The organism is Plantactinospora sp. A48 (genome assembly GCF_055793945.1).
Genome location: NZ_JBTIXF010000035.1, coordinates 41598 through 63250 on the forward strand (window position 1 = coordinate 41598; position 21653 = coordinate 63250).

The following is a 21653-nucleotide window of genomic DNA, read 5'->3' on the forward strand; positions in this document are numbered from 1 at the left end:
ACGATCTGCCGGCATGCGTGGACGCACCCTCGGCTCCGCCGCTGCCGCCTCGCCGGTCGGCTGCCTGCCGATGAGCCTGGCCGTCGGGGCGGGAGCCATCGTTTCGACCCGGTGGGCCGATGGGTGGCTGGCGGGTGGGGGCCGACCCACCTTGCGAAGCGATCGACCATCCAGCGCTCCGCTCGGCTCTCGTAGCTACCGCCGAGCGGGTGTGCGGGGAAGCTTGCGATGACCCAGCCGCAGCTGACACCGGAACAGATGCAGAACCTGGTCCTCGCCGCCCAGCAGGCTGCTGCAAGCGGCGAAGTCGATCGGGCGGAGGCCATAAACAGAACGATTGCGATAATCAACGACCGGGACAAGTTCGAGAGCAGTGCCAAACTTCAGTCGAAGTCGTTCAATCACCAGGCCAGGACGGAGAACCTCAGGTACCTCGTTGCGATCCTCCTGATAGTCGCATTGTTCGGTGTCATCATAGCTGGAGTAATGAAAGGCGTTTCGGGCGAGAGTGTTGCCCAGTTCGCGGCACCCGTCAGTGGCCTGGCCGGAATCGCGATCGGCTGGCTGTTCGGCGGCGGCGGGCGGGAGGTCGGAGCGCCTTCACCGCCGCCTGAAGATGCCCCGCCACAGAAACCTGGACGCACTGTCCCGCCCGGCGTCTATGTCGGCGGAAGCAATCTCGGTCAGATCAATCCACCTCACTAGCCGCCATTCCCGGCACGCTTGTCCACCCGCGGCCAGCGAGGCGGCTCGGGCTGGATCGTCGCCACGAGGGTTGGCGCAGGCGTCACCGCAGCGCTTCCGGAGCGGGCGTTGTGTGGAAGGATCAGGCCGGTGGTCGAGGCTGATGCGTTGTCCCGGGCGCGGTGTCGCTTTCCACGAGGTGAGCGGGTGTGCGGCCGCGTGAGTGCGGTGCCGTGGGGGCCGGGCCGCACCGGGGTCTTTGTGGACCTCGGCGAGGAACCGGCGGGTTTCGTCGATGTCCTGCTCTTGCCGGAGGACCCGGACCGGTGGCCGTTGGTTGGCCGCGAGGGCTTCTTCCAGGTGCTGCAGCATCGGTCGGGTCAGGTTCGACTGTTCCCCCTGGACGCCGGAATGCGGTCGAAGCGATATCGAGTTTCAAACTGGACGGGCGAGGAATGGGCGGCCATTTCCCGGCGGTATCCGGTTGGTTCGTCGGTCACCGCCACCGTGACCGCCATCTTCACCAGCAACCGCGAGTATGCCGTCCAGTTCGAGGACTGCTGGTCATCGGTGGAATACGACGGACGGCCGCCCGAGATCGGCGCTGTCGGCGTCTTCGTGGTGACGCGGCTGCTGGAGTGGACGCGACAGATCCTGGTCGAGCCATCAGGTTGAGGCTGGACCCTTCAAGCCAGCGGAAGTCCCGAACCGGGGCCACCGATCAGCGAACCCAGCAACCCACGATCCAGGGTCGACTCCGCGAACACATCACCAGCACCGCGAAACCGCACCATGACCGGCCGACCAAGCCCAGCCGTGCCATCGTTCGACATGGCCCACAGCCTGCTACCTTGACATCGACCAGGTTCGACGCCATGCCGTACCGGTTCGGACGATCTTGGCGGATCCGCCACCGAACCCACCAGGATCGCAAGAATCGTCACCGAGGACGAGAACCTACACCGGCCCATTGTGGGTTCTCATCTGGCCTGGCGGTCGTGTTGGTTGCTGACCTGGGGTCCCAGATCGCGGGCTCCGGCGGTTGGCGGGCTGTTCTTCTCATAGGTCCGGCGCTTTCTTGATGACCTTGGGCGTGCGGTCGTGGTCATCCGGTCGTGAGTCATGGCGGTTAGGTCGACCATCCGGTCTGGTATCGGCGCAGCAGCGGCTGCCATGATCAGCTGATGGTGATCGGCGATGCCCCCGTGCCGGATGATGTGGTGTTTGGGTGGTCGTCGTGGCGCTACGTGGCAGCGGCGGCCGCGATCGGCTTCGTTGGGGCTGTAGTCGGGTGGCTCTCCGCGTCTCTACTGTTCTCGGCACTCGTCGGCAGGCCAGGCAACCTCGTCATTGCAAGCGGTGCCTTTTTTGTGACTATCTATACGATTTTCTTCGCCATGTTTTCTCTGCTGTTCTCCCGCGCGCGCCCGGCTTGGTTGAGGTTCGGCGGCGACTGGGTCGATCTGGCTGCTGAGCGGCGCGATGTGGTCGTGGTGCCCTATGCGGCCGTGACCAGTGCCCGTGTCCGGTGGGTGTGGCCTGTCGCGATGCTGGATGTTGTCGTAGGTTCCGCTGACGAATCGCGGGTGACGCGACTTGACCGCGGTGGCCGTCGTCCGTTGCGTAAGTGCAAGGGTGATCAACTGCGCATCTCCATGCCGATTTCGGGGCTGAGGTCGTCGGCGGCGGACATCCGTTCTGAGCTTCGGCGCCGTGGACTCGGCGAGTGAGGGGTCAGGCCTTCCGCCTGGTTGGTTGACCGAGCGTGATGTGAGTTCTCCATCGGACTTAACGGTTTTGTCCTCCTTCCGGCTTTTGTGAGGCGGGGCGCAGCGGTCGAGGAGTCGGCGGATGCTTGGTTGGCGGAGCTGTTCGAGCAGGTGTCGGCGGGCTTGTGTCGGTGTCATGGCGTGGTAGCGGTTGTTGGTTCGGTCGATGAATGGCTGGCCGATGTCGGCTTCGAGTTGGTCGAGCTGGTGGAAGAGGTTCTGGTGGTGAAGGCCGAGTGTTTGGGCGGCGGCGTTGACGCTCGGATGGGCGGTCAGGGCTTGGAAGCGGCGCTCCTCGAAAGAAGTAGACATGACCGGATCATTTACGGACAGCCAGCAATACCTACTCCTTCCGACTCGCCGTCACTTCTCAGCGACTTGGCGGAACCGCCAGGTAGACCGCTAGATCAGTGAGAAACCGCCACTTCTAATGAGGGCCTACAGCGCTGTAGGGGCGGGCGTTGGCGTCGGCGTAGCAGTGCAGCAGTTCGTGGATGTCTGGCCGAGCGAGGTGGTGAAATCTGGCCGAGCCTCGTAGTGTGCGTCCATGCCACTGCTGAGCTGGCGTGATCCGCTCCTCTGGCGGCCAAGCCGTGTCTTGGTCGCAGGCACCTCCGGTGCGGGCAAGACGAGCCTGGCCTCGTTGATCGCCACGGCATGGCAGCTCCCGCGGATGGAGCTCGACGCATTGCATCACGGCGAGAACTGGGCACCTCGCCCGACTTTTGTAGACGAGGTAGAGCGGTTTGCCGCTCAGCCGCGCTGGGTGACCGAATGGCAGTACACGGCCAAGCTTGGCGACATTCTCTATGGCAGGGCCGATCTGGTCGTGTGGCTTGACCACCCCCGGCACTTGGTGATGCGGCAAGTCATCGCGCGCACCATGGTCCGCAGGTGGCGGCGCGAGGTCCTGTGGAACGGCAACATCGAGCCGCCGCTGCGGACCGTCTTGACCGACTCCGACCACGTGATCCGATGGGCGTGGCGAACGCAGGGTGGCCCGGGCCAGCGCGTCACTCTCCTTCTCCAGCAGCGCGACCCGGAGGTCGTGGTGGTCCGGTTGCGCGGCCGTCGACAGGTGAAGCAATGGGCACTCCGGGCTTTCACCGAGGTGCAGGAACCGACATTCTGAGCATGTCCGCCGGCCTGGTGGGCGACCTCCCGCAGGTGGCGGAGGGCGCCGACAGAATCGTGAGAACTGCTCGTCGCGGATGTAGGTTCGCGCTGAAAGTGTCGGAGCCTGCTTGGCCTCATGATCTTGGCCTGGTCGTGTTCCGGCGAGAAGGTTGTGGAGCGCAGGGTTGACTGTCCGCGCGGCGGTTAGCGGCGGCGTATCCGTTGCGGTTATCGGGTGCGTTACTGCTGGGCGGAACGCCTGTATGGTCCGCATTTGGGGCGGGCGTTGGCGTCGGCGTAGCGGCGCAGTAGTTCGCGGATGTCCGGCCGAGCGAGGTGGTCAAGCAGGCGTTGCCCGCGGCTGGTGGGAACCATCGGCGCATAGCGGTGCCAGCGAAACTCCCGCACCGGCCCGGCCGCCATCAACTCCTCCACCGAGACCCGCTCCAACGTGGTCTCGACCACCTCACCGCCGAACGGGCGATAGATCACCCCAACGGACGCAATACGACTACGGAGCGCGGCGGGCACGGTTAGAATCCTCGCGGAACGATTCCCTCGTACCACCGCACCGCGCCGACGGATTCCCAACGACATGTCGGAATCGACATCTACACCGACATAATCTTGAGAAACCGAAAGATCTAATGAGAACCTACAGGCACATCAGCAGCCGAGGTTGACTCCGCGTTGGCGCATGAACGGGGCCGGGTCGATCTGGTTCCACAACTCGCCGGCGTGGACCTCGAAGTGCAGGTGCGGGCCCGTGGCGTCGCCCGTGGCGCCCTCGTAGCCGATGACCTGTCCCGGCTTGACCTTCTGGCCGACGGTGACCACGGTGCGGCTCTGGTGCGCGTAGTGGGTCAGGTAGCCGTTGCCGTGGTCGATCACGACCGAGATGCCGTACCCGGTGAACTCCCAGCCCGCGTTGACCACGGTGCCGGCGGCCGCGGCGTGGATGGCGGTGCCCTCCGGCTCGGCGAGGTCGATGCCGGCGTGCAGGGTGCCCCAGCGCTCACCGAAGCACGAGGTGATCTCGGCGCCCGGCATCGGGCTGACCCAGGCCGGCGCGGGCTTCGGGCTGGCCTTCCGCGCCGACCGCTTCGGGGCGGGCGTCTGCTTCCGGCTCGGCGTGGTGGTCGGGGCGACCGATCCGCTCGGGCTGGGCGAGCCGGCCGGCCCGCTCGGGGTGGCGGTGAGGATCGGTTCCCGGTCGGCGCGGTCGGCGCGGTCAGCCGCCGCCGCCCGCTCGTCGAGCCGGCTGCCCACCGCGCTGCTGGCGGTGTCCGGCGCGGCGCTGCGCACGGCGGTGAACCCGACCGCCGTCACGGCGGCGACGAAGGCCAGGGTGGTCAGTGCCAGAACGCCGCGACGGGGCCGGCGAGGCTGGCCGGGACGCCGGTGCGCCGGGCCGGAGCGGCCGGGGGTACCGGGGCCACGGCCGTCGGTCGGAGTCTCGGACGGGTTGCCGGGATGCACGGGAGAACCTGCCTTCTTTCCAGCTGAGCGCGGCCGGAGCCGGGTTTTGGCGGAGGTGAGCGCGTGTCGGATGGGGGATGCGAATCGCCGAACATGCTTGTGAACAGCGGATACGCCGGAACAGCCGGGGTCGGTTTCATCGATGCGCGACGATCAAGACGGGCGGGGGTATGTCCGGGTCGTCGGCCGACTGACCGGTCCGGCTCGGGGCGCGGATGTGGTGGGCGACATGGCTGGGACTGTGACCGGAGACACATCGTCCAGGGATGCTCAAAGGTGAGCACGAAAAAGCCGCCCGGATCAGGCGATCCGGACGGCGATTTCGAGGATTGTGGCGGGCTCGGTCGGCCCTACTCGGCGAACAGGCTCTCGGTCTTGAGCTTGAGGTCGACGCCGCGGTCGTTCAGCCACGGGAGCGGATCGGTGGGGGCGCCGTTGACGTGTACCTCAAGGTGCAGGTGCGAGCCGTACGAGTGGCCGGTGTTGCCGACCAGGCCGATCCGCTGGCCGGCTGTCACCTGCTGGCCCTCGTGGACCAGCAGCTGGGAGGAGTGCCCGTAGATGGCCTCGGTGCCGTCGGCGTGTCGCACGATCACGGCGTACCCGTAGCCGCCGTACCAGCCGGCCTTGGTGACCGTGCCCGCGTGAACCGCGAGGTACGGCGTGCCCTCCGGGGCGGCGAGGTCGACGCCCGCGTGCATCTCGCCGAACCGCTCGCCGTAACCGGCGATCAGGTCGTAGTCGGCGAGCGGAAGTTTCCAGCTGTCCTGCGCGGTGGTGCTGTCGGTCAGGGCCGCGCGGTCGTTCGCCCGGGACGCCCGCGAGGCGTCGTCGGCGCGATCCGACAGGTCTCCCTGGGCGGCGGCGGCCTGCTTGAGGCCGGCCAGGACCGCGGGATCGGCGCTCTTCGCGTCCGGCAGCGCGCCGGCTCCGAGCGCGACGATGCCGGCGCCGACGAAGGCGCCGGTGACGACAACCGCGTAGCGGTTGCGCGGCGGGGTGGGCACGCGACGACGGCCGCGATATCGATCGGGCTCAGACGACAAGCGCTGACGCACGCACACCCTCCGTATCGGACGTTGCGGTCTCAGACCGGCTCCGGTGTTCGCCGTCCTGTAGCCGGTTGACCGGGCCGCCAAACCGATCGGATACCAGATGACGACCGCCAGACACGGTAGCCAACCCCTAGGCGAGTCACAAGTTGCAGCGCGGATTTCCTGACGCGCTGTGCGGCATTCTGCGTGGATATGACACCTATCATAACTATTTGGAGATGGGGTCGTTAGTGGCGCAGAGTAACCTCATGTGGGACGGGGGGTCATCCGAACGGCCCACCTTGAAATGCCCTCGGGTCAAGCCCCTAGGGGATCGGGATCAGGGTTCCACCCGAACGGCGTCGCTCGGCCGCCCGACTTCCCGGCCTCCAGGCCGGCGAGTTACCGTTCGTTCAGGTAGCTGCCGCGAACGTCCTGGAAGGTGTTGCGTTGATGAGCTCTCGGATCCGGGTAGTCGTCGCGAAGCCGGGCCTGGACGGGCACGATCGCGGCGCCAAGGTGGTCGCGCGTGCCCTGCGGGACGCGGGCATGGAAGTGATCTACACCGGGCTCCACCAGACGCCGGAGCAGATCGTCGAGGCGGCGATCCAGGAGGACGCCGACGCGGTGGGCCTGTCCGTGCTCTCCGGCGCGCACATGACGCTGTTCAAGCGGGTCATCGAGCTGCTGGCCGAGCGGGACGCCGAGGATCTGGTGGTGTTCGGCGGCGGCATCATTCCCGAGGCCGACATCCCCGAGCTGGAACGGCTGGGCGTGGCCAAGATATTCACTCCCGGTGCCACCACCCAGTCCATCGTGGAATGGGTTCGGGCGAACCTCGGGCAGCCGGTCGGCTGAGGCGCGTGGCGCCGGGAACTGCTGAGGCGCGTGGCGTCGGGCCCTGCTGAGGCGCGCGGCGCCGACAACTTTCGGGCAGGGGGAGAGGCCGGACGCACCCCTCACACGTCCGGCCTCTCTATGCACGATGCCCCGCCGCCACCCCTCGACCGACAGGGCATCGGCCGCTCCCGCCATCACGCTCGATCAGCGCTCCGACACCTGACTCAACGACGACCCGGGTTGGGGGTTACGCGGCCACCGGAAGATCTCCGGCGGGGGCTGAGTGGACGGGCGCCGAAGCCGTACCCTGGGCCGGGCCCCGCCCGCGCAGCCGTCCGCTGCCGGTCACCCCGCTGCCCGCCCCCCGGAGTCCACCCATGACCTACCCCGCGCAGCCGCCCACGCCCCCCGGCGACTCCGCCGGTCCGCCCCCGCAGGGCGGGACCCCCGCGCCGCCACCCCCGGGGTACGCCGTGCCCGGCGGACCGCCTCCGCCGCCGCCCGGCGGGTACGGCGCACCGGCCGGCCACGGCCAGCCCTATGTCCATCCCGTGCCGCCGCAAGGTGGCTATCCGGCTTCCGGCGGGTATCCGCCCCCGGCGGGTTACGGTCAGCCCGGCGGTCATCCGGCGCCGGGGAACTACGGGGCATCGGGGAACTACCGCCAGCCCGGGAGTTATCCCCCGCCGCCGCCCCGGGCGGTCCACAAGCGGATCCCGGAGGGCCAGCCCTTCGTCGTCCGGCCGAACCTGCTCAAACGCGCGCTGGTGGTGGTGAGCCCGGTCCTGGGAGTGCTCTTCCTGATCTTCGTGCCCATGGCGATCGCGACCGGCGACGCCTCCGCCGCGGGTGCCGTCCTGGGCATCCTCGCCTGCCTGACCGTGCCGATCCTGGCGCTGCTGGGTGTCCAGCTCTGGCTGATCAGCTCCGGCGGTCCGGTGCTGGCCGCCGGGCCGGACGGGCTGTGGATCAAGACCCGGCCCACCCGGGGCCAGGCGATCTGGCTGCCCTGGGGCGCGATCGAGCGGATCTACCGGCGACGGTGGGCGCTGGAGAAGATGGTCTGCGTGCGTCCCTGGGACGAGCGGGCGGCCGGCGGGCTCGGCGCGTTCACCGCCCTGGACGCCGGCATCCAGAAGGCCGTGTTCGGAACCGGCTTCACCGCCACGCTCAACTTCGGCGACCGGCCCGAGGCGGAGATCATGCAGGCCATCAGCTACTTCGCTGCCGGTCGCTGCCGGGTCGAGTGACCGGTGGCGGTCGCCGACCGCTGTGGATTACCGCACAGGACGTACCCGCTCGGTTGCTCGTCCCGGCCATCTCGCTAGGCTGCGGCCAATGGCCTGTTTATCGCGGTAACAGGCGTCAAACTGTTTTTCTCACGCTGGTGGCGGCGCGACGGCGCGCCGCGGAGACGGGACGGGACGCGCAAACGTGGACCTGTACGAGTACCAGGGGCGGGACCTGTTCGAGCGGCACGGCTTGCCCGTGCTCGCGGGCGGCGTCGCCACGACCCCGGAGGAGGCCCGCGCGATCGCCGAACGCCTCGGCGGTCGAGTGGTCGTCAAGGCGCAGGTGAAGGTCGGTGGCCGGGGCAAGGCCGGCGGCGTGAAGCTGGCCGACGGTCCGGACGAGGCGGTGGCCCGCAGCACCGACATCCTCGGCATGGACATCAAGGGCCACACGGTCCACAAGGTCATGATCACGGTGACCGCCGACATCGCCGAGGAGTACTACTTCTCGTACCTGCTGGACCGGGCGAACCGCACCTTCCTGTGCATCGCCAGCGTCGCCGGCGGGATGGACATCGAGCAGGTCGCCGCCGAGACGCCGGACAAGGTCGTCAAGACCCCGATCGACGCCAACACCGGCGTGGACGAGGCGACGGCCCGCCAGATCGTCACCGCCGCCGGGTTCCCGGCCGAGGTGGCCGACCAGATCGTCGAGATCGCGGTGGGCCTCTGGCAGGCGTTCGTCGCCGAGGACGCGACCCTGGTCGAGGTGAACCCGCTGGCCAAGACGGCGGACGGCAAGGTCCTGCTGCTGGACGCCAAGATCACCCTGGACGCCAACGCCGGTTTCCGGCACCCCGACCACGAGGCACTGGTCGACCAGGCGTCGGTCGACCCGCTGGAGCAGCGGGCCAAGGAGAAGGACCTCAACTACGTCAAGCTCGACGGCGAGGTCGGGATCATCGGTAACGGCGCCGGGCTGGTCATGTCCACCCTCGACGTGGTGGCGTACGCGGGCGAGGCGCACGGCGGGGTGAAGCCGGCCAACTTCCTCGACATCGGCGGTGGCGCCAGCGCGGCCGTGATGGCGAACGGTCTGGAGATCGTGCTGTCCGACCCGTCGGTCCGGAGCGTCTTCGTGAACGTCTTCGGCGGCATCACCGCCTGCGACGAGGTCGCCAACGGCATCATCCAGGCGCTGGCCCTGCTGGAACAGCGCGGCGAGCAGGTCACCAAGCCGCTGGTTGTCCGGCTGGACGGCAACAACGCCGAGGCGGGCCGGGCGATCCTGGAACAGGCCAACAACCCGCTGGTGCAGCGGGTGGACACCATGGATGGAGCGGCCGAACGCGCCGCCGAGCTCGCGGCTGCGGGGGTCTGAGATGGCAATCTGGCTGACCAAGGACTCGAAGGTCATCGTCCAGGGGATGACCGGCTCCGAGGGCTCCAAGCACACCCGCCGGATGCTGGCCGCCGGCACCAACGTGGTCGGCGGGGTCAACCCGCGCAAGGCCGGGCAGACCGTCGACTTCGACGGCACCGAACTGCCGGTCTTCGCGGGTGTCGCCGACGCCATGAAGGAGACCGGCGCCGACGCGACGGTCATCTTCGTACCGCCGCAGTTCACCAAGGCCGCTGTGGTCGAGGCGATCGACGCGGGGATTCCGCTGGCCGTGGTGATCACCGAGGGCGTCCCGGTGCACGACACCGCCGCCCTGTGGGCGTACAACGTGGCCCAGGGTGAGCGCACCCGGATCATCGGCCCGAACTGCCCCGGCATCGCCTCGCCGGGTGAGTCGAACGCCGGCATCATCCCGGCCGACATCACCGGCGCCGGCCGGATCGGTCTGGTCAGCAAGAGCGGCACGCTGACCTACCAGATGATGTACGAGCTGCGCGACATCGGCTTCTCCACCTGCGTCGGCATCGGCGGTGACCCGATCATCGGCACCACCCACATCGACGCGCTGCGCGCCTTCCAGGACGACCCGGAGACCGACGCGATCGTGATGATCGGCGAGATCGGCGGCGACGCCGAGGAGCGGGCGGCCGAGTTCATCAAGAACAACGTCACCAAGCCGGTGGTCGGCTACATCGCCGGCTTCACCGCCCCGCCCGGCAAGACCATGGGGCACGCCGGCGCCATCATCTCGGGTTCGGCCGGTACGGCGGACGCCAAGAAGGAGGCGTTGGAGGCTGTGGGCGTGAAGGTGGGCAAGACTCCCACCGAGACGGCCAAGCTGATGCGGGAGATCATGTCCGGCAGTTGAGCCGGGCGACGAAACGGAGCCGGGGGCAGGCGGTTCGCCTGCCCCCGGCTTTTTGATCCGTTCCCGTTGGTGCGTCCGAGGCCGGCCGGTCCGGGCAAACCAACTGTGCGACCCGGACCGCGTGCGGCCCTGTGTCACCGGCCGGCCCGGCCACGTGCGCATCCTGTGCCATCGTCCGACCCGGACCACCGTGCGACCGGACCACCGTGCGGCGCTGCCGCCAATGGCGCCGATGGCCGCCGACGGTCAGGGTCGCGGAGGGCCGCCGGCGGTCAGGACAGGCCGGTGTGCCCCGTGGCGACCCGGATGATGCCGCCGATGATGTTGAGGACGCCGATCACGATGCCGATGTAGCCGAGCACGGGCGACTTGCCGAACGTCTTGGCGTCCCGGATCGACAACCAGCCGAAGACGATGCCGAGGGGGCCGCAGCAGAGTCCCAGCACGATCCCGAGCACGCCCCAGAGGGTGGTGCGATCGTTGCCGGCGGCGGGGGCGCTTTCCGGCGGGTATGGTGCCGTCATTTGTTCTCCTGGTTAAAGCGAGCGATGCATGATCGCAGTTTGGGGCAGAGGCTAGCGTGCGGACGCCCCCGCCGCTGTCCCATGTCGTACAACTGGGACGCGGGCGGTGGTGTCGCCCCCAGCGGACCCGCCGGGCGTGCCAGAGTAGATCACGATGTCCTCCGTCCCTCCCGAGCAGCCCGACCGCGCCGTCGAGCCCGGCGATGACCGTCCCGTGACGGATCGCGACCGGCCCAGGACGGATCGCGGCCGGTCCGGCGCGCCCCCGTCGGGCCGGACCGGCAGGCCACCGTCGGGCCAGGCCGGCAGGCCGCCCTCGGGCCAGGCCGGCACGTCGACCTCGGATCGCGCCGGCCCGGAGGATCGTCCCGGGGACGGCCGTACCCGGGAAGCATCCACCCGCGACTCCGGCGGATCGGGACGGCGGCCACCCCGGCAGCGCTCGAGGTCCGGACGCCGACGTGCCCCGCTGCCGGTCGCCGCCGGGGTCGCGGTGATCTGGGCGGCGCTGCTGTCGTACCTGCCGGTGGCGATCGGGATGGGGCTGGCCCGCTTCGGCGGTCCGGTCACCACCCCCGGCGGCGCGGCTCGGGCCGGACTCGCGGCCTGGCTGCTCGGCCACGGGGTGCCCCTGCCGACCACGGCCGGCCCGGTCGCCCTGGTGCCACTGACCATCGCCGGGCTGGCGGCCTGGCGGGTGGTCCGGGCCGGGGTGCACGTGACCCGGGCGATCGGCGCGCGGCACCACGGCACGGGACGGCAGGCGCTGCTGGTGGCGCTGGCGGTGGGCATCGGATACGGATTGCTCGGCACGCTGGCCGCGCTGGGACTCGGCGGTTCCGGCCCGGCGGTCTCGCCGGTCCGGTCCGGGCTCACGCTGGGGGTGTTCGGCGCGGTGGCCGCACTGCTGGGCGCGCTGTCCGGGACGGGAGTGCTGGCCGGGCTGCTGTCCCGGGTGCCGCCGGTGCTGCGGGACGCGCTGCGCACCGGGGTGGTCGCGGCGCTGCTGCTGGTGGGCGCGGGCGCGGGCGCGGCGGGCCTGGCGGTGGCGACCGGCGGCGGGGACGCGGGCGAGATGATCGGCGCGTACCGAACCGGGGTCGCCGGCCAGGCCGGGATCACCCTGATCAGCGTGGCCTACGCGCCCAACGCGGCGGTGTGGGCGGCGAGTTACCTGCTCGGCCCCGGGTTCGCGGTCGGCACCGGCACCGTGGTGCGGGCCACCGAGGTCACCGTCGGCGGGCTGCCCGCCGTACCGCTGCTGGCCGGACTGCCGACCGGTCCGGTGGGCGGGTTGGGGGCGCTGCTGCTGGCCGTGCCGCTGCTGGCCGGCGCGGCGGCCGGAACCCTGCTGGTCCGCCGCGTGGTGCGCGCGGCCGGTAAGGAACCCGCCGACCTGTCATGGGGGCCGCTGCTCGCCGCCGCCGCCCTGGCCGGACCGGTGGCCGGCGCGCTGGTCGGGTTGGCGGCGGTGGCCTCGGGAGGGTCGCTCGGCGGCGGCCGGCTCGCCGAGCTGGGACCGGTGGCCTGGCAGGTTTCCGTCGTGGCCGCCGCAGTGCTGGCCCTGGGCGCCGTGCTGGGCGTGGCGCTCACCCGGACGTTCTTCGCGTCCCGGGTCCGCCCGTCGGCGACCCGCCGATCATGGGGTTGACGCCACTCCGCCAACCCCATGATCGATCGACTACGGCTCAGTAGTTGTTCATGAAGCTGCTGCTGCCCAGGGCGACCCGGCCGATGATGGCGAGGATGCCCAGGACCACGGCCACCGCGCCGCAGATGATGCCGGTCATGGCCTGACCGCGGTTCGTCGCCAGCCCCTGGTCGGCCTTCTGCTTGCCCAGGAAACCGAGGACGATGCCGGCGATGCCGGCCGGGATCCCGAGGAAGAAGCAGCACACCAGCGGGATGCCGGCGATGCCGAGGATCATGCCGATCAGCCCGAGCGTGTTGTTGGGCCCCTGCGCCGGCTGACCGAACGCCGGTTGCCCGAACGCCGGCTGGCCCGGCCCCGCGCCGTACGGCTGGCCGGGCTGCTGCGCGTACGGGTCGGAGTACTGCGGAGCCCCGTACGCCGGCTGCCCGTACGGCTGGCCGGAGGTGGGCGGTTGTCCGCCGTAGCCCGGCTGCCCGTACGGCTGGCCGGAGGTGGGGGGCTGGCCGTACGGCTGCCCGGACGCCGGCTGCTCGCCGTAGCCCGGCTGGCCGTAGGGCTGCCCGGAGGTGGGAGGCTGGCCGTAGGGCTGGCCGGAGGTGGGGGGCTGCCCGTAGGCCGGCTGCCCGTACGGCGGCTGCGGCGCGGGCGGCTGCGCGTACGGGTCCTGGTACTGGGGCGCAGACGGGTCCTGCGGCGGCTGCTGGCCGTACGGATCCTGGCCGGGATAGCCGGGCTGCATGTCGGCTCCTTCACGAAGAGGGGACGTGGTCACGGTAGACGATCGGTGTGGTCCGCCGCCGAGCAGCGCGCGGCCACGACACCGTCAACCGGCGGGCGGCCGGACGAACGCGCCGCACCGGGCACCGGTCAGTCGCGCATCGATGATCGCGCGCGGGGACCCAGCGCGTCGGCGATGGCGCGCGGACCCAGCGGATCGATGCGGTGGAGAGACCGGCAGCCTACCCGTTGGACGCCATCAGCCGGTCACGTTCGGCTCGCCCACACCGGCCCGATAGGGTGCTGGCGTGACTGCGCCCGCGCCGGCAGCCCGGCTCGTCGTCCTCGTCTCGGGCTCCGGCAGTAACCTGCAGGCGCTCCTCGACGCGACCACCGATCCCGGCTACGGGGCCCGGGTCGTGGCGGTGGGCGCGGACCGGGACGGGGTCAAGGGCCTCGACCGGGCCGCCGACGCCGGGGTGCCGACCTTCGTCGACCGGGTGCCGGCGTACCCGACCCGCGATGAGTGGGACCGGGCGCTCACCGCGCACGTCGCGGCGTACGAGCCCGATCTGGTGATCTCCGCCGGATTCCTGAAGCTCGTCGGCGCGCACTTCCTGGCCGCCTTCGGCGACCGGTACCTGAACACCCACAACTCGCTGCTGCCCGCGTTCCCCGGCATCCACGGCCCGCGGGACGCCCTCGGCTACGGCGTCAAGGTGGCGGGCGCGACGTTGTTCTTCGTGGACGCCGGCGTTGACACCGGACCGATCGTCGCCCAGGTGGCGGTCCCGGTGCTCGACGACGACGACGAGGAGAGCCTGACCGAACGCATCAAGGAAGCCGAGCGGCGCCAACTGGTCGAGCAGGTCGGCCGCCTGGTCCGCGAGGGTTGGACGATCACCGGAAGAAAGGTCACCATTCCGTGAGCGAGCGCAGCGCCGCGACCAGCGCCAACAGCGACCGCCGGCCCATCCGGCGGGCGCTGGTCAGCGTGTACGACAAGACCGGGCTGGTCGAGCTGGCGACCGCACTGCACGCCGCCGGCGTGGAGATCGTCTCGACCGGCAGCACCGCCGCCACCATCGAGCGGGCCGGCGTGCCCGTGACGCCCGTCGAGGTGGTCACGGACTTCCCCGAGTGCCTCGACGGCCGGGTCAAGACCCTGCACCCGCGGGTCCACGCGGGACTGCTGGCCGACCTGCGCCGCCCGGAGCACGTCAAGCAGCTCGCCGAGCTGGGTATCCAGCCGTTCGACCTGCTGGTCTCCAACCTCTACCCGTTCACCGAGACGGTCAACTCCGGCGCCAGCCTGGACGAGTGCGTCGAACAGATCGACATCGGTGGGCCGGCCATGGTCCGGGCAGCCGCCAAGAACCACCCGTCCGTGGCCGTGGTCACGGCGGTGTCGGCGTACCCGATGATCCAGCGTGCCCTCGACGCCGGTGGCTTCACCGCGGCGGAGCGGCGCGGGCTCGCGGCCCGGGCCTTCGCCGACATCGCCGAGTACGACGTGGCCGTGGCGAACTGGTGCTCCGTCGCGCTCGACGACGCCGCACCCGAGTGGCCGGCCAGCACCGGACTGGCGCTGCGGCGGCGGACCACCCTGCGGTACGGCGAGAACCCGCATCAGGAGGCGGCCCTGTACACCGACGCCGGGGCCCCGGCCGGGCTGGCCCAGGCGGAACAGTTGCACGGCAAGGAGATGTCCTACAACAACTACGTGGACGCCGACGCCGCGTGGCGAGCGGTGCACGACTTCGGCCCGGACGCGCCGGCCGTCGCGGTGATCAAGCACGCCAACCCGTGCGGCATCGCGGTGGGCGCCGACGTCGCCGACGCGCACCGCAAGGCGCACGCCTGCGACCCCGTCTCCGCGTACGGCGGGGTGATCGCGGTGAACGGCGCGGTCACGGTCGAGCTGGCCAAGCAGGTGGCCGAGATCTTCACCGAGGTCATCGTGGCGCCGGACTACGCCCCGGACGCGCTGGAGGTGCTGTCCGGCAGGAAGAACCTGCGCGTGCTGAGGGCGCCCACCTGGGCACCGCAGCCCGCCGAGTGGCGGCTGGTCAGCGGCGGTGTGCTGGTACAACTGGCCGACCGGGTGGACGCGCCCGGCGACGACCCGGCCGCCTGGCGGCTGGTCGCCGGGGAGGCGGCCGACGAGGCGACGCTGCGCGACCTGGTCTTCGCGTGGCGGGCGATCCGCTCGGTGAAGAGCAACGCCATCCTGCTGGCCCGGGACGAGGCCACCGTGGGAGTGGGGATGGGGCAGGTCAACCGGGTCGACTCGGCGCACCTGGCCGTCTCGCGCGCCGGTGCCGACCGGGCGCGCGGCTCGGTCGGCGCCTCCGACGCCTACTTCCCGTTCCCCGACGGGCTCCAGGTGCTCATCGACGCCGGCGTGCGGGCGGTCGTGCAGCCGGGTGGCTCGATCCGGGACGAGGCGGTCATCGCCGCCGCCGCCGAGGCCGGCGTCACCATGTACCTCACCGGCACCCGGCACTTCTTCCACTGACCCCACCGCCCGGGCCGCCGGCCGCCGTGCGGGGTTCCTTCGGGTTCGGGCCACGTCGGTTGGGGCGTCGTCCCGGGCGGGGCTGCGTGCAGGGTCCCTGCCATTGAGATGTACGCCAGCCACCTCGTCCGATCGGGTAGAGGTGGCTGGCGTACATCCCGCCGGACGTCCAACACCCGACGCGGCAGGCGGCCCGGTATTTCTGGTGCCATCGTCGGTGCCTGCCTGACGCGGTCGGCGGGCGGGGCGGGGCGTGGCGTGGCGGGCGTGGCGGGGCGTGGCGTGGCGTGGCGGGACAGCGTGGCGTGGCGTGGCGTGGCGTGGCGCGGCGTGGCGCGGCTTGGCGCGGCTGGCGGGGCGGGCGGGGCGGGGCGGGGCGGGAAAGTGTGGCGTGGCGTGGCTGACCTGCTTGGCGCGAGGGTCGGGGTTCAGACGGCGCCACGGGCCAGGCGGGCGCCCCGGATATCGGCCAGCACCCGGGCCGGCTGCCGCAGCACGTCCTCGGCGGTGAAACGCAGCACGGTCCAGCCGGCGGCGTGCAGCGCGTTGAGCCGGGCCACGTCCCGCTGGAAGTGCTGGCGTTCCCGATGGTGATCGCCCTCGTACTCGATGGCGATGCGCAGCTCGGGATAGGCGAAATCGACCCGCGCCAGCCAGCGGCCCCGGATGTCGTGGACGTCGTGCTGGGCCACCGGTCGGGGCAGGCCGGCGTCGACGATGAGCAACCGGAGCCGGCTCTCCATCGGTGACTCCGTCAGCGGCTCGGCGAGGGCGAGCACGTCCCGGAGCAGGCTGACCCCCGGCCAACCGGGTCGGGCGAGCGCGTACCCGGTCAGCGCGGGCAGCTTGACCACCCGGCGGTGCAACAGCGCGTCGACCGCGACGAGGGCGTCCGCCCGGTCGGGCTGGCGGCCCAGGTCAAACGCGGTACGCACCGGCGAGGTCACCGGCAGCTTGGCGAACCGGACGACGTCACCGGCGTCCAGCCGGGTTCGTACGCTGGTGATCTTCGGGTGTTGCCGCATCCGGCCAGCAAGGGGGAGCACCACGGACACAGAAGGCGGTGTAGGGCGGTGGGCGATTCCTGGGAGCAGGTTGACGCCCCAGAGGAAGGCGGCACTCGGCCCGGCGATGGCGGCGCCCTCAGGCAGAACGAGCGCTACGGCGTCACACCACATCCGGTGGTCGGCGCCGGAGAAGGCGTCGGCGTGTATGTAGACGTCGGGCAACAGGCGGCGCCATGCCCGGCCCCGCAACATGCGCTCGGTCAGCAACCCATCGGAGATGGCCGTACTTCCCCGGAAGGGCAGGAACCCGAGCCGGTGTGGCACGACAGCGCGACGGGACACCCGAGCAGCCTGCCGCATCACCTGCCCGTCGGGTGGTCTCACCGTCGGGCCTGTGGATAACCGTGGCCCGGCTTGGGCTCACTGGTACGTCAGCGACCTTACGATGGTCCGATAACGTCGCTGACGTACCAGTGAGCGGGGGATGCTCCGCCCTGGCGGTCAGGCGGTGACGTGCCGCAGCTCGGGGAAGTGGCAGGCCGACGGGTGGGCGTCGGTACCGCGGGTCGGGGTGGCCAGCGTGGGGGACGGCAGCGGCACGGCGCGGGGTACCAGCGGCGGCTCCTGGGTGGCACAGATGTCCTGCGCCTTCCAGCAGCGGGTCCGGAAGCGGCAACCCGAGGGCGGGTCGGCCGGCGACGGGACGTCCCCGGTCAGTCTGATGATCTCGCGCTGGCTGCGGGCCTCCGGGTCCGGCACCGGGACGGCGGACAGCAGAGCCTGGGTGTACGGGTGGGTCGGCCGCTCGTAGATCTCGTCGTGCGTGCCCACCTCGACCATCTTGCCCAGGTACATCACGCCGACCCGGTCGGAGATGTGGCGAACCACCGACAGGTCGTGCGCGATGAAGACGTAGGACAGGTCGAACTCGTCCTGGAGCTGTTCCAGCAGGTTGATCACCTGGGCCTGGATCGACACGTCGAGCGCGCTGACCGGCTCGTCGCAGATGATCACCTCGGGCCGCAGGGCGAGGGCCCGGGCGATGCCGATGCGCTGCCGCTGGCCGCCCGAGAACTGGTGCGGGTAACGGTTCACGTGCTCCGGGTTGAGCCCCACGACCTCCAGCAGTTCCTGCACCCGGCGCCGGCGGTCACCCCGGGGCGCCACCTCGGGGTGGATCTGGAACGGTTCGCCGATGATGTCGCCGACCGTCATCCGGGGGTTGAGCGAGCTGTACGGGTCCTGCATGACCATCTGCACGTTGCGCCGGATCCGGCGCAGCCGGCCACCGGAGGCGGCGAACAGGTCCTCGCCGTTGAGCGTGGCCCGTCCCGACGTCGGTGTCTCCAGCCGCATCAGCAGCCGGGCCAGGGTGGACTTGCCACAGCCGGACTCGCCGACGATGCCCAGCGTCTCGCCGCGGCGTAGCTGGAAGCTCACCCCGTCGACGGCCTTGACGGCGCCGATCTGGCGCTGGAACACGACGCCGCGCGTCACCGGGAAGTGCTTCACGACGTCCTGGACGTCCAGGACGATCTCGCCGGTCGACGGAGCCGAGCCGGTCGACGGGGCCGACGGAGCCGAGCCGGCCGAGGGGGTCGAGCCGGCCGACGGGGCCGGATGGGCCGAGGCCCGGTCAGAGACGGTCATCGAGCACCTCCTGGGCGAAGTGGCAGGCGCTGGTGCGTCCGGCGCCCAGTTCCCGGTTGGCCGGTACGACGTCCAGGCACTCCTGCCGGGCGTACGGGCACCGGGGGTGGAAGGCGCACCCGGAGGGGATGGCCATGAGGTTGGGCGGCAACCCCTTGATGGTCGCCAGGCGCTGTCCGCGCTGGCTCAGCCGGGGGATCGACTCCAGCAGACCCTTCGTGTACGGGTGGGCCGGTGCCCGGTACAGCGAGCGCACGTCGGCGTGCTCGACGATCCGGCCCGCGTACATCACGGCGATCCGGTCGGCGACGTCGGCCACCACGCCGAGGTCGTGGGTGATCAGGATCATGGCCATGTTCAGCTCCCGCCGCAGGTCGGCGAGGAGGTCCATGATCTGGGCCTGGACGGTCACGTCGAGCGCGGTGGTCGGCTCGTCGGCGATCAGCACCCTGGGGTCGAGCGCCAGCGCCATCGCGATCATCACCCGTTGCCGCATGCCGCCGGAGAACTGGTGCGGGTAGTCGCCGACCCGTTGCTTCGCGGCGGGGATGCGGACCAGGTCCATCAGTTCGATCGCCCGTTTGCGGGCCTCGCCCCGGGACATCTTCGCGCGCAGCCGGAGCGTCTCGCCGATCTGCCAACCCACCGGGAAGACCGGGTTCAGCGCCGACAGCGCGTCCTGGAAGATCATCGCGATCTCCTTGCCCCGGACCTGGCGCCGCTCGTCGGTGCCCATGGTCAGCAGGTCGCGCCCGCCGTACCGGATCTCACCGGCCGGGATCACCGCTGGCGGGGTGTCGAGCAAACCCATCACGGCCTGCGCGGTCACCGACTTGCCGGAACCGGACTCGCCGAGCACGGCGAGCGTCTCACCGGCGTCCACGTGGTACGAGACACCGTTGAGCACCCGGGCCACCCCCTCGCGGGTGTGGAACTCGACGTGCAGATCCCGCACCTCAAGGAGGTGTTCGGTGGCCCGATCCGGGCCGTCGGCCGGCGCGGGCCGGACGGAGGTCTCAGTCATGATCTCACCGCAGCTTCGGGTCGAAGGCGTCGCGGATCGCGTCGCCGAGCATGATGAACGCGAGCACGGTCAGGGCCAGGAACGTCGAGGGCACGATCAGCGGCGTCGCCGATTCCCGCATGTGCACCCGGCCGGTGTCGATGTCGATGCCCCACGAGATCGTCGGGGACTTGAGACCGATGCCCAGGAAGGAGAGCGTGGCCTCGGCCGCGATGAACGAACCCAGCGCGATGGTGAGCACGACGATGGCCGGGGCCAGCGCGTTCGGCAGGATGTGCCGCCACATGATCCGGCCGTTGCCGGCGCCCAGCATCCGGGCCGCCGACACGTAGTCCTGCTGACGGGCCGTGATCACCGAGGACCGCACCACGCGGGCCGCCGTGGTCCAGCCCAGCACGGCCAGCACCAGGATCACCGCGAACAGCCGGGCATCCGGGTTGTCCGAGTTGAGCCGCTTCAGCAGCACGATGGCGGCCAGCAGCAGCGGGATGCCCAGGACGATGTCGATCACGCGGGACAGCGTGGCGTCGACCCAGCCGCCGAAGTACCCGGCGAGCATGCCGACGACGATCGCGATCACCCCGGTCAGCAGCGCGGACAGCGCGCCGACCAGCAGTGAGGCGCGGGCGCCGTAGACCGACCGGGCGTAGACGTCGCAGCCCTGGAAGTCGTACCCGAAGATGGCCGAGCCGGACGGTCCGGCGTGCTGCCGGGCCAGGACGCAGTTGCGCGGGTCGTCACCGGTGAACAGGCCGGGGGCGATCGCCATCGCGGTCACCAGCAGGACCAGGACCAGCGAGACCCAGAAGATCGGGTTGCGCCGCAGGTCCCGCCAGGCGTGCCCGGCGAGGCTGCTGGTCTTCCCGGCAGTGGCGGGGGCGCCGCTGGCGGCGGGAACTCCGGCGGGGCCGCCGGTGGTGCCGCCACCGGCGGATACGGCGCCGGGCCCGCCGGTCGCGCTCTGCACCGGGGCCACAGGTTGGCTACTCATAGCGGATCCTCGGATCGAGTACGGCGTACAGGACGTCCACCACCAGGTTGGACACGAGGTAGACCACGACCAGGACGCTGACGATGCCCACCACCAGCGGCCCGTCCTCGGTCTTGATGGCGCGGAACAGGTTGAACCCGACACCGGGGATGTTGAAGACACCCTCGGTGATGATCGCGCCGCTCATCAGGTTGCCCAGCTCGACACCGAGGAAGGTGACGACCGGGATCAGCGAGTTGCGCAGCACGTGTACGCCGACCACCCGGCGCCGGAACAGGCCCTTGGCGGTCGCCGTACGGACGTAGTCGGCACCCAGGTTCTCGGCCACCGAGGTACGGGTCAGCCGCAGCGCGGTGGCCAGGGACAGCGAACCGAGCACGATGCCGGGCAGCAGCAGCGCGTACAGGCTGGGCGCGGAACCGGCGGTGGGTGGGAAGAGCTGCAACTTCACGCCGAGGAAGTACTGCGCCAACGGTGCCAGCACGATCGTCGGTACACCCAGCACCAGCAGGGTGAGCAGCAGCGTCGAGTTGTCGAACAGGCCGGCCCGGCGGATGCCGGCGACGACCCCGGCGGTGACGCCGAACAGGATCGCCACGGCCAGCGCGATCAGCGCGAGCCGGACGGTGACCGGCCATGCCTGGGCGAGGATGTCGGCGATCCGGCGACCGGTCAACGACTCGCCCAGGTCGCCCCGCAGCAGGTTGCCGACGTAGTCGCCGTACCGGTAGAAGAAGCCGCCGATGCCGGTGGCGTCGAGGTGGTACTTCTCGGTGAGGTACGCCCGCTGGGCGGCGGTCACCGGGCGCTCGCCGGCGAGTGCCTGGATCGGGTCGCCCTGGCCGGCGAACATCAGCGCGTAGACGATCAGCGTGGTCCCGAAGAAAGCCAGGACCATCTGCAGAAGGCGCCGCAGGATGTAGCGGAACATGCTGTCGCGGTCTCCCTTTGCACCGAACGGGGTGGGGGCGGGGCTCCGGGCGTACCCGGGCGGGGCTCCGGGCGTACCCGGGACAGGGGCGCAACCCCCCGGGGTGGGGGGGGGGGGGGGGGGGGGGGGGGGGCGAGGCCGGTCACCCCACCGTGCTACCCACCGCCCCCCCCCGGAGATGAGGCAAGAAGGACATCGCAACCCAACCAACTC

General features: G+C 70.7%; 21 protein-coding genes and 1 pseudogene. 11 read left to right on the plus strand and 11 right to left on the minus strand.

The genetic code is table 11. From position 1 onward, the window contains the following. Positions 1–228: 228 nt before the first annotated feature. The 3 genes from ACXN5W_RS18710 to ACXN5W_RS18720 all read left to right on the plus strand — a co-directional run bounded on the left by ACXN5W_RS18710 (position 229) and on the right by ACXN5W_RS18720 (position 2414). Entirely contained in the window at positions 229–705 is a 477-nt protein-coding gene (locus ACXN5W_RS18710) for a hypothetical protein (RefSeq protein WP_473159604.1), read from the plus strand. Positions 706–834: 129 nt separating this feature from the next. Beyond that, the gene (locus ACXN5W_RS18715; RefSeq protein WP_473159605.1) at positions 835–1359 is read left to right on the plus strand and encodes a hypothetical protein; all 525 of its coding nucleotides are present in this window, start codon (positions 835–837) and stop codon (positions 1357–1359) included. Positions 1360–1868: 509 nt separating this feature from the next. After that, a complete protein-coding gene (locus ACXN5W_RS18720; protein ID WP_473159628.1) occupies positions 1869–2414 on the plus strand; it encodes a hypothetical protein in 546 nt (181 codons plus the stop codon). Between the two features lie 219 nt (positions 2415–2633). Here ACXN5W_RS18720 and ACXN5W_RS18725 read toward each other — a convergent pair. Beyond that, positions 2634–2765 (minus strand): annotated as a pseudogene (locus ACXN5W_RS18725) (hypothetical protein); the annotation flags it as partial. A gap of 235 nt (positions 2766–3000) precedes the next feature. On the opposite strand from ACXN5W_RS18725, the gene ACXN5W_RS18730 reads away from it, so the two are divergent. Then, positions 3001–3585: a P-loop NTPase family protein gene (locus ACXN5W_RS18730; RefSeq protein ID WP_473159606.1), complete on the plus strand. Its 585-nt coding sequence runs from the start codon at positions 3001–3003 to the stop codon at positions 3583–3585. 224 nt (positions 3586–3809) lie between these two features. Here ACXN5W_RS18730 and ACXN5W_RS18735 read toward each other — a convergent pair whose 3' ends face one another. The 3 genes from ACXN5W_RS18735 to ACXN5W_RS18745 form a co-directional block, all read right to left on the minus strand. Then, a complete protein-coding gene (locus tag ACXN5W_RS18735; protein WP_473159607.1) occupies positions 3810–4100 on the minus strand; it encodes a hypothetical protein in 291 nt (96 codons plus the stop codon). 135 nt (positions 4101–4235) lie between these two features. Further along, positions 4236–5048: a M23 family metallopeptidase gene (locus ACXN5W_RS18740; protein ID WP_473159608.1), complete on the minus strand. Its 813-nt coding sequence runs from the start codon at positions 5046–5048 to the stop codon at positions 4236–4238. 350 nt (positions 5049–5398) lie between these two features. Continuing rightward, on the minus strand, positions 5399–6106 hold the full coding sequence (locus ACXN5W_RS18745) for a M23 family metallopeptidase (protein ID WP_473159609.1): 708 nt from the start codon (positions 6104–6106) through the stop codon (positions 5399–5401). Between the two features lie 429 nt (positions 6107–6535). On the opposite strand from ACXN5W_RS18745, the gene ACXN5W_RS18750 reads away from it, so the two are divergent. The 4 genes from ACXN5W_RS18750 to sucD all read left to right on the plus strand — a co-directional run bounded on the left by ACXN5W_RS18750 (position 6536) and on the right by sucD (position 10424). Then, on the plus strand, positions 6536–6940 hold the full coding sequence (locus ACXN5W_RS18750; protein WP_473159610.1) for a cobalamin B12-binding domain-containing protein: 405 nt from the start codon (positions 6536–6538) through the stop codon (positions 6938–6940). 359 nt (positions 6941–7299) lie between these two features. After that, entirely contained in the window at positions 7300–8172 is an 873-nt protein-coding gene (locus ACXN5W_RS18755) for a hypothetical protein (RefSeq protein WP_473159611.1), read from the plus strand. Between the two features lie 184 nt (positions 8173–8356). Further along, positions 8357–9535 (plus strand): ADP-forming succinate--CoA ligase subunit beta, encoded by a 1179-nt coding sequence (gene sucC, locus ACXN5W_RS18760; RefSeq protein ID WP_473159612.1) that lies wholly within the window; start codon positions 8357–8359, stop codon positions 9533–9535. A 1-nt stretch (position 9536) separates the two neighbouring features. Further along, the gene (sucD, locus tag ACXN5W_RS18765) at positions 9537–10424 is read left to right on the plus strand and encodes a succinate--CoA ligase subunit alpha (protein ID WP_473159613.1); all 888 of its coding nucleotides are present in this window, start codon (positions 9537–9539) and stop codon (positions 10422–10424) included. 272 nt (positions 10425–10696) lie between these two features. Here sucD and ACXN5W_RS18770 read toward each other — a convergent pair whose 3' ends face one another. After that, positions 10697–10948: a hypothetical protein gene (locus ACXN5W_RS18770; protein WP_473159614.1), complete on the minus strand. Its 252-nt coding sequence runs from the start codon at positions 10946–10948 to the stop codon at positions 10697–10699. Between the two features lie 493 nt (positions 10949–11441). Here ACXN5W_RS18770 and ACXN5W_RS18775 point away from each other — a divergent pair, with 493 nt between their 5' ends. Continuing rightward, positions 11442–12599, plus strand: a complete 1158-nt coding sequence (locus ACXN5W_RS18775; protein WP_473159615.1) for a cell division protein PerM — start codon at positions 11442–11444, stop codon at positions 12597–12599. A 37-nt stretch (positions 12600–12636) separates the two neighbouring features. Here the strand turns inward: ACXN5W_RS18775 and ACXN5W_RS18780 are convergent, their stop codons facing one another. Continuing rightward, complete coding sequence (locus ACXN5W_RS18780; protein ID WP_473159616.1) at positions 12637–13341, minus strand: DUF4190 domain-containing protein; 705 nt, start codon at positions 13339–13341, stop codon at positions 12637–12639. Positions 13342–13627: 286 nt separating this feature from the next. Here ACXN5W_RS18780 and purN point away from each other — a divergent pair, with 286 nt between their 5' ends. Both purN and purH read left to right on the plus strand, forming a co-directional pair. Next, the gene (purN, locus tag ACXN5W_RS18785) at positions 13628–14248 is read left to right on the plus strand and encodes a phosphoribosylglycinamide formyltransferase (RefSeq protein WP_473159617.1); all 621 of its coding nucleotides are present in this window, start codon (positions 13628–13630) and stop codon (positions 14246–14248) included. Continuing rightward, positions 14245–15837 carry a bifunctional phosphoribosylaminoimidazolecarboxamide formyltransferase/IMP cyclohydrolase gene (purH, locus tag ACXN5W_RS18790; protein ID WP_473159618.1) on the plus strand — a complete coding sequence of 531 codons (1593 nt, stop codon included), beginning with the start codon at positions 14245–14247 and terminating at the stop codon, positions 15835–15837. Before purN ends, purH begins: the two co-directional genes overlap by 4 nt. A gap of 428 nt (positions 15838–16265) precedes the next feature. Here the strand turns inward: purH and ACXN5W_RS18795 are convergent, their stop codons facing one another. From ACXN5W_RS18795 to ACXN5W_RS18815, 5 genes are all read right to left on the minus strand, one after another. Beyond that, positions 16266–17186: a DUF559 domain-containing protein gene (locus ACXN5W_RS18795; RefSeq protein ID WP_473159619.1), complete on the minus strand. Its 921-nt coding sequence runs from the start codon at positions 17184–17186 to the stop codon at positions 16266–16268. A gap of 159 nt (positions 17187–17345) precedes the next feature. After that, complete coding sequence (locus ACXN5W_RS18800) at positions 17346–18494, minus strand: ABC transporter ATP-binding protein (RefSeq protein WP_473159620.1); 1149 nt, start codon at positions 18492–18494, stop codon at positions 17346–17348. Further along, positions 18481–19518 carry an ABC transporter ATP-binding protein gene (locus ACXN5W_RS18805; RefSeq protein ID WP_473159621.1) on the minus strand — a complete coding sequence of 346 codons (1038 nt, stop codon included), beginning with the start codon at positions 19516–19518 and terminating at the stop codon, positions 18481–18483. The genes ACXN5W_RS18800 and ACXN5W_RS18805 overlap by 14 nt, the downstream gene beginning before the upstream one ends. Positions 19519–19522: 4 nt before the next feature. Further along, positions 19523–20509 (minus strand): ABC transporter permease, encoded by a 987-nt coding sequence (locus ACXN5W_RS18810; RefSeq protein WP_473159622.1) that lies wholly within the window; start codon positions 20507–20509, stop codon positions 19523–19525. Then, positions 20502–21440 carry an ABC transporter permease gene (locus tag ACXN5W_RS18815; protein ID WP_473159623.1) on the minus strand — a complete coding sequence of 313 codons (939 nt, stop codon included), beginning with the start codon at positions 21438–21440 and terminating at the stop codon, positions 20502–20504. The genes ACXN5W_RS18810 and ACXN5W_RS18815 overlap by 8 nt, the downstream gene beginning before the upstream one ends. Positions 21441–21653 lie beyond the last annotated feature (213 nt).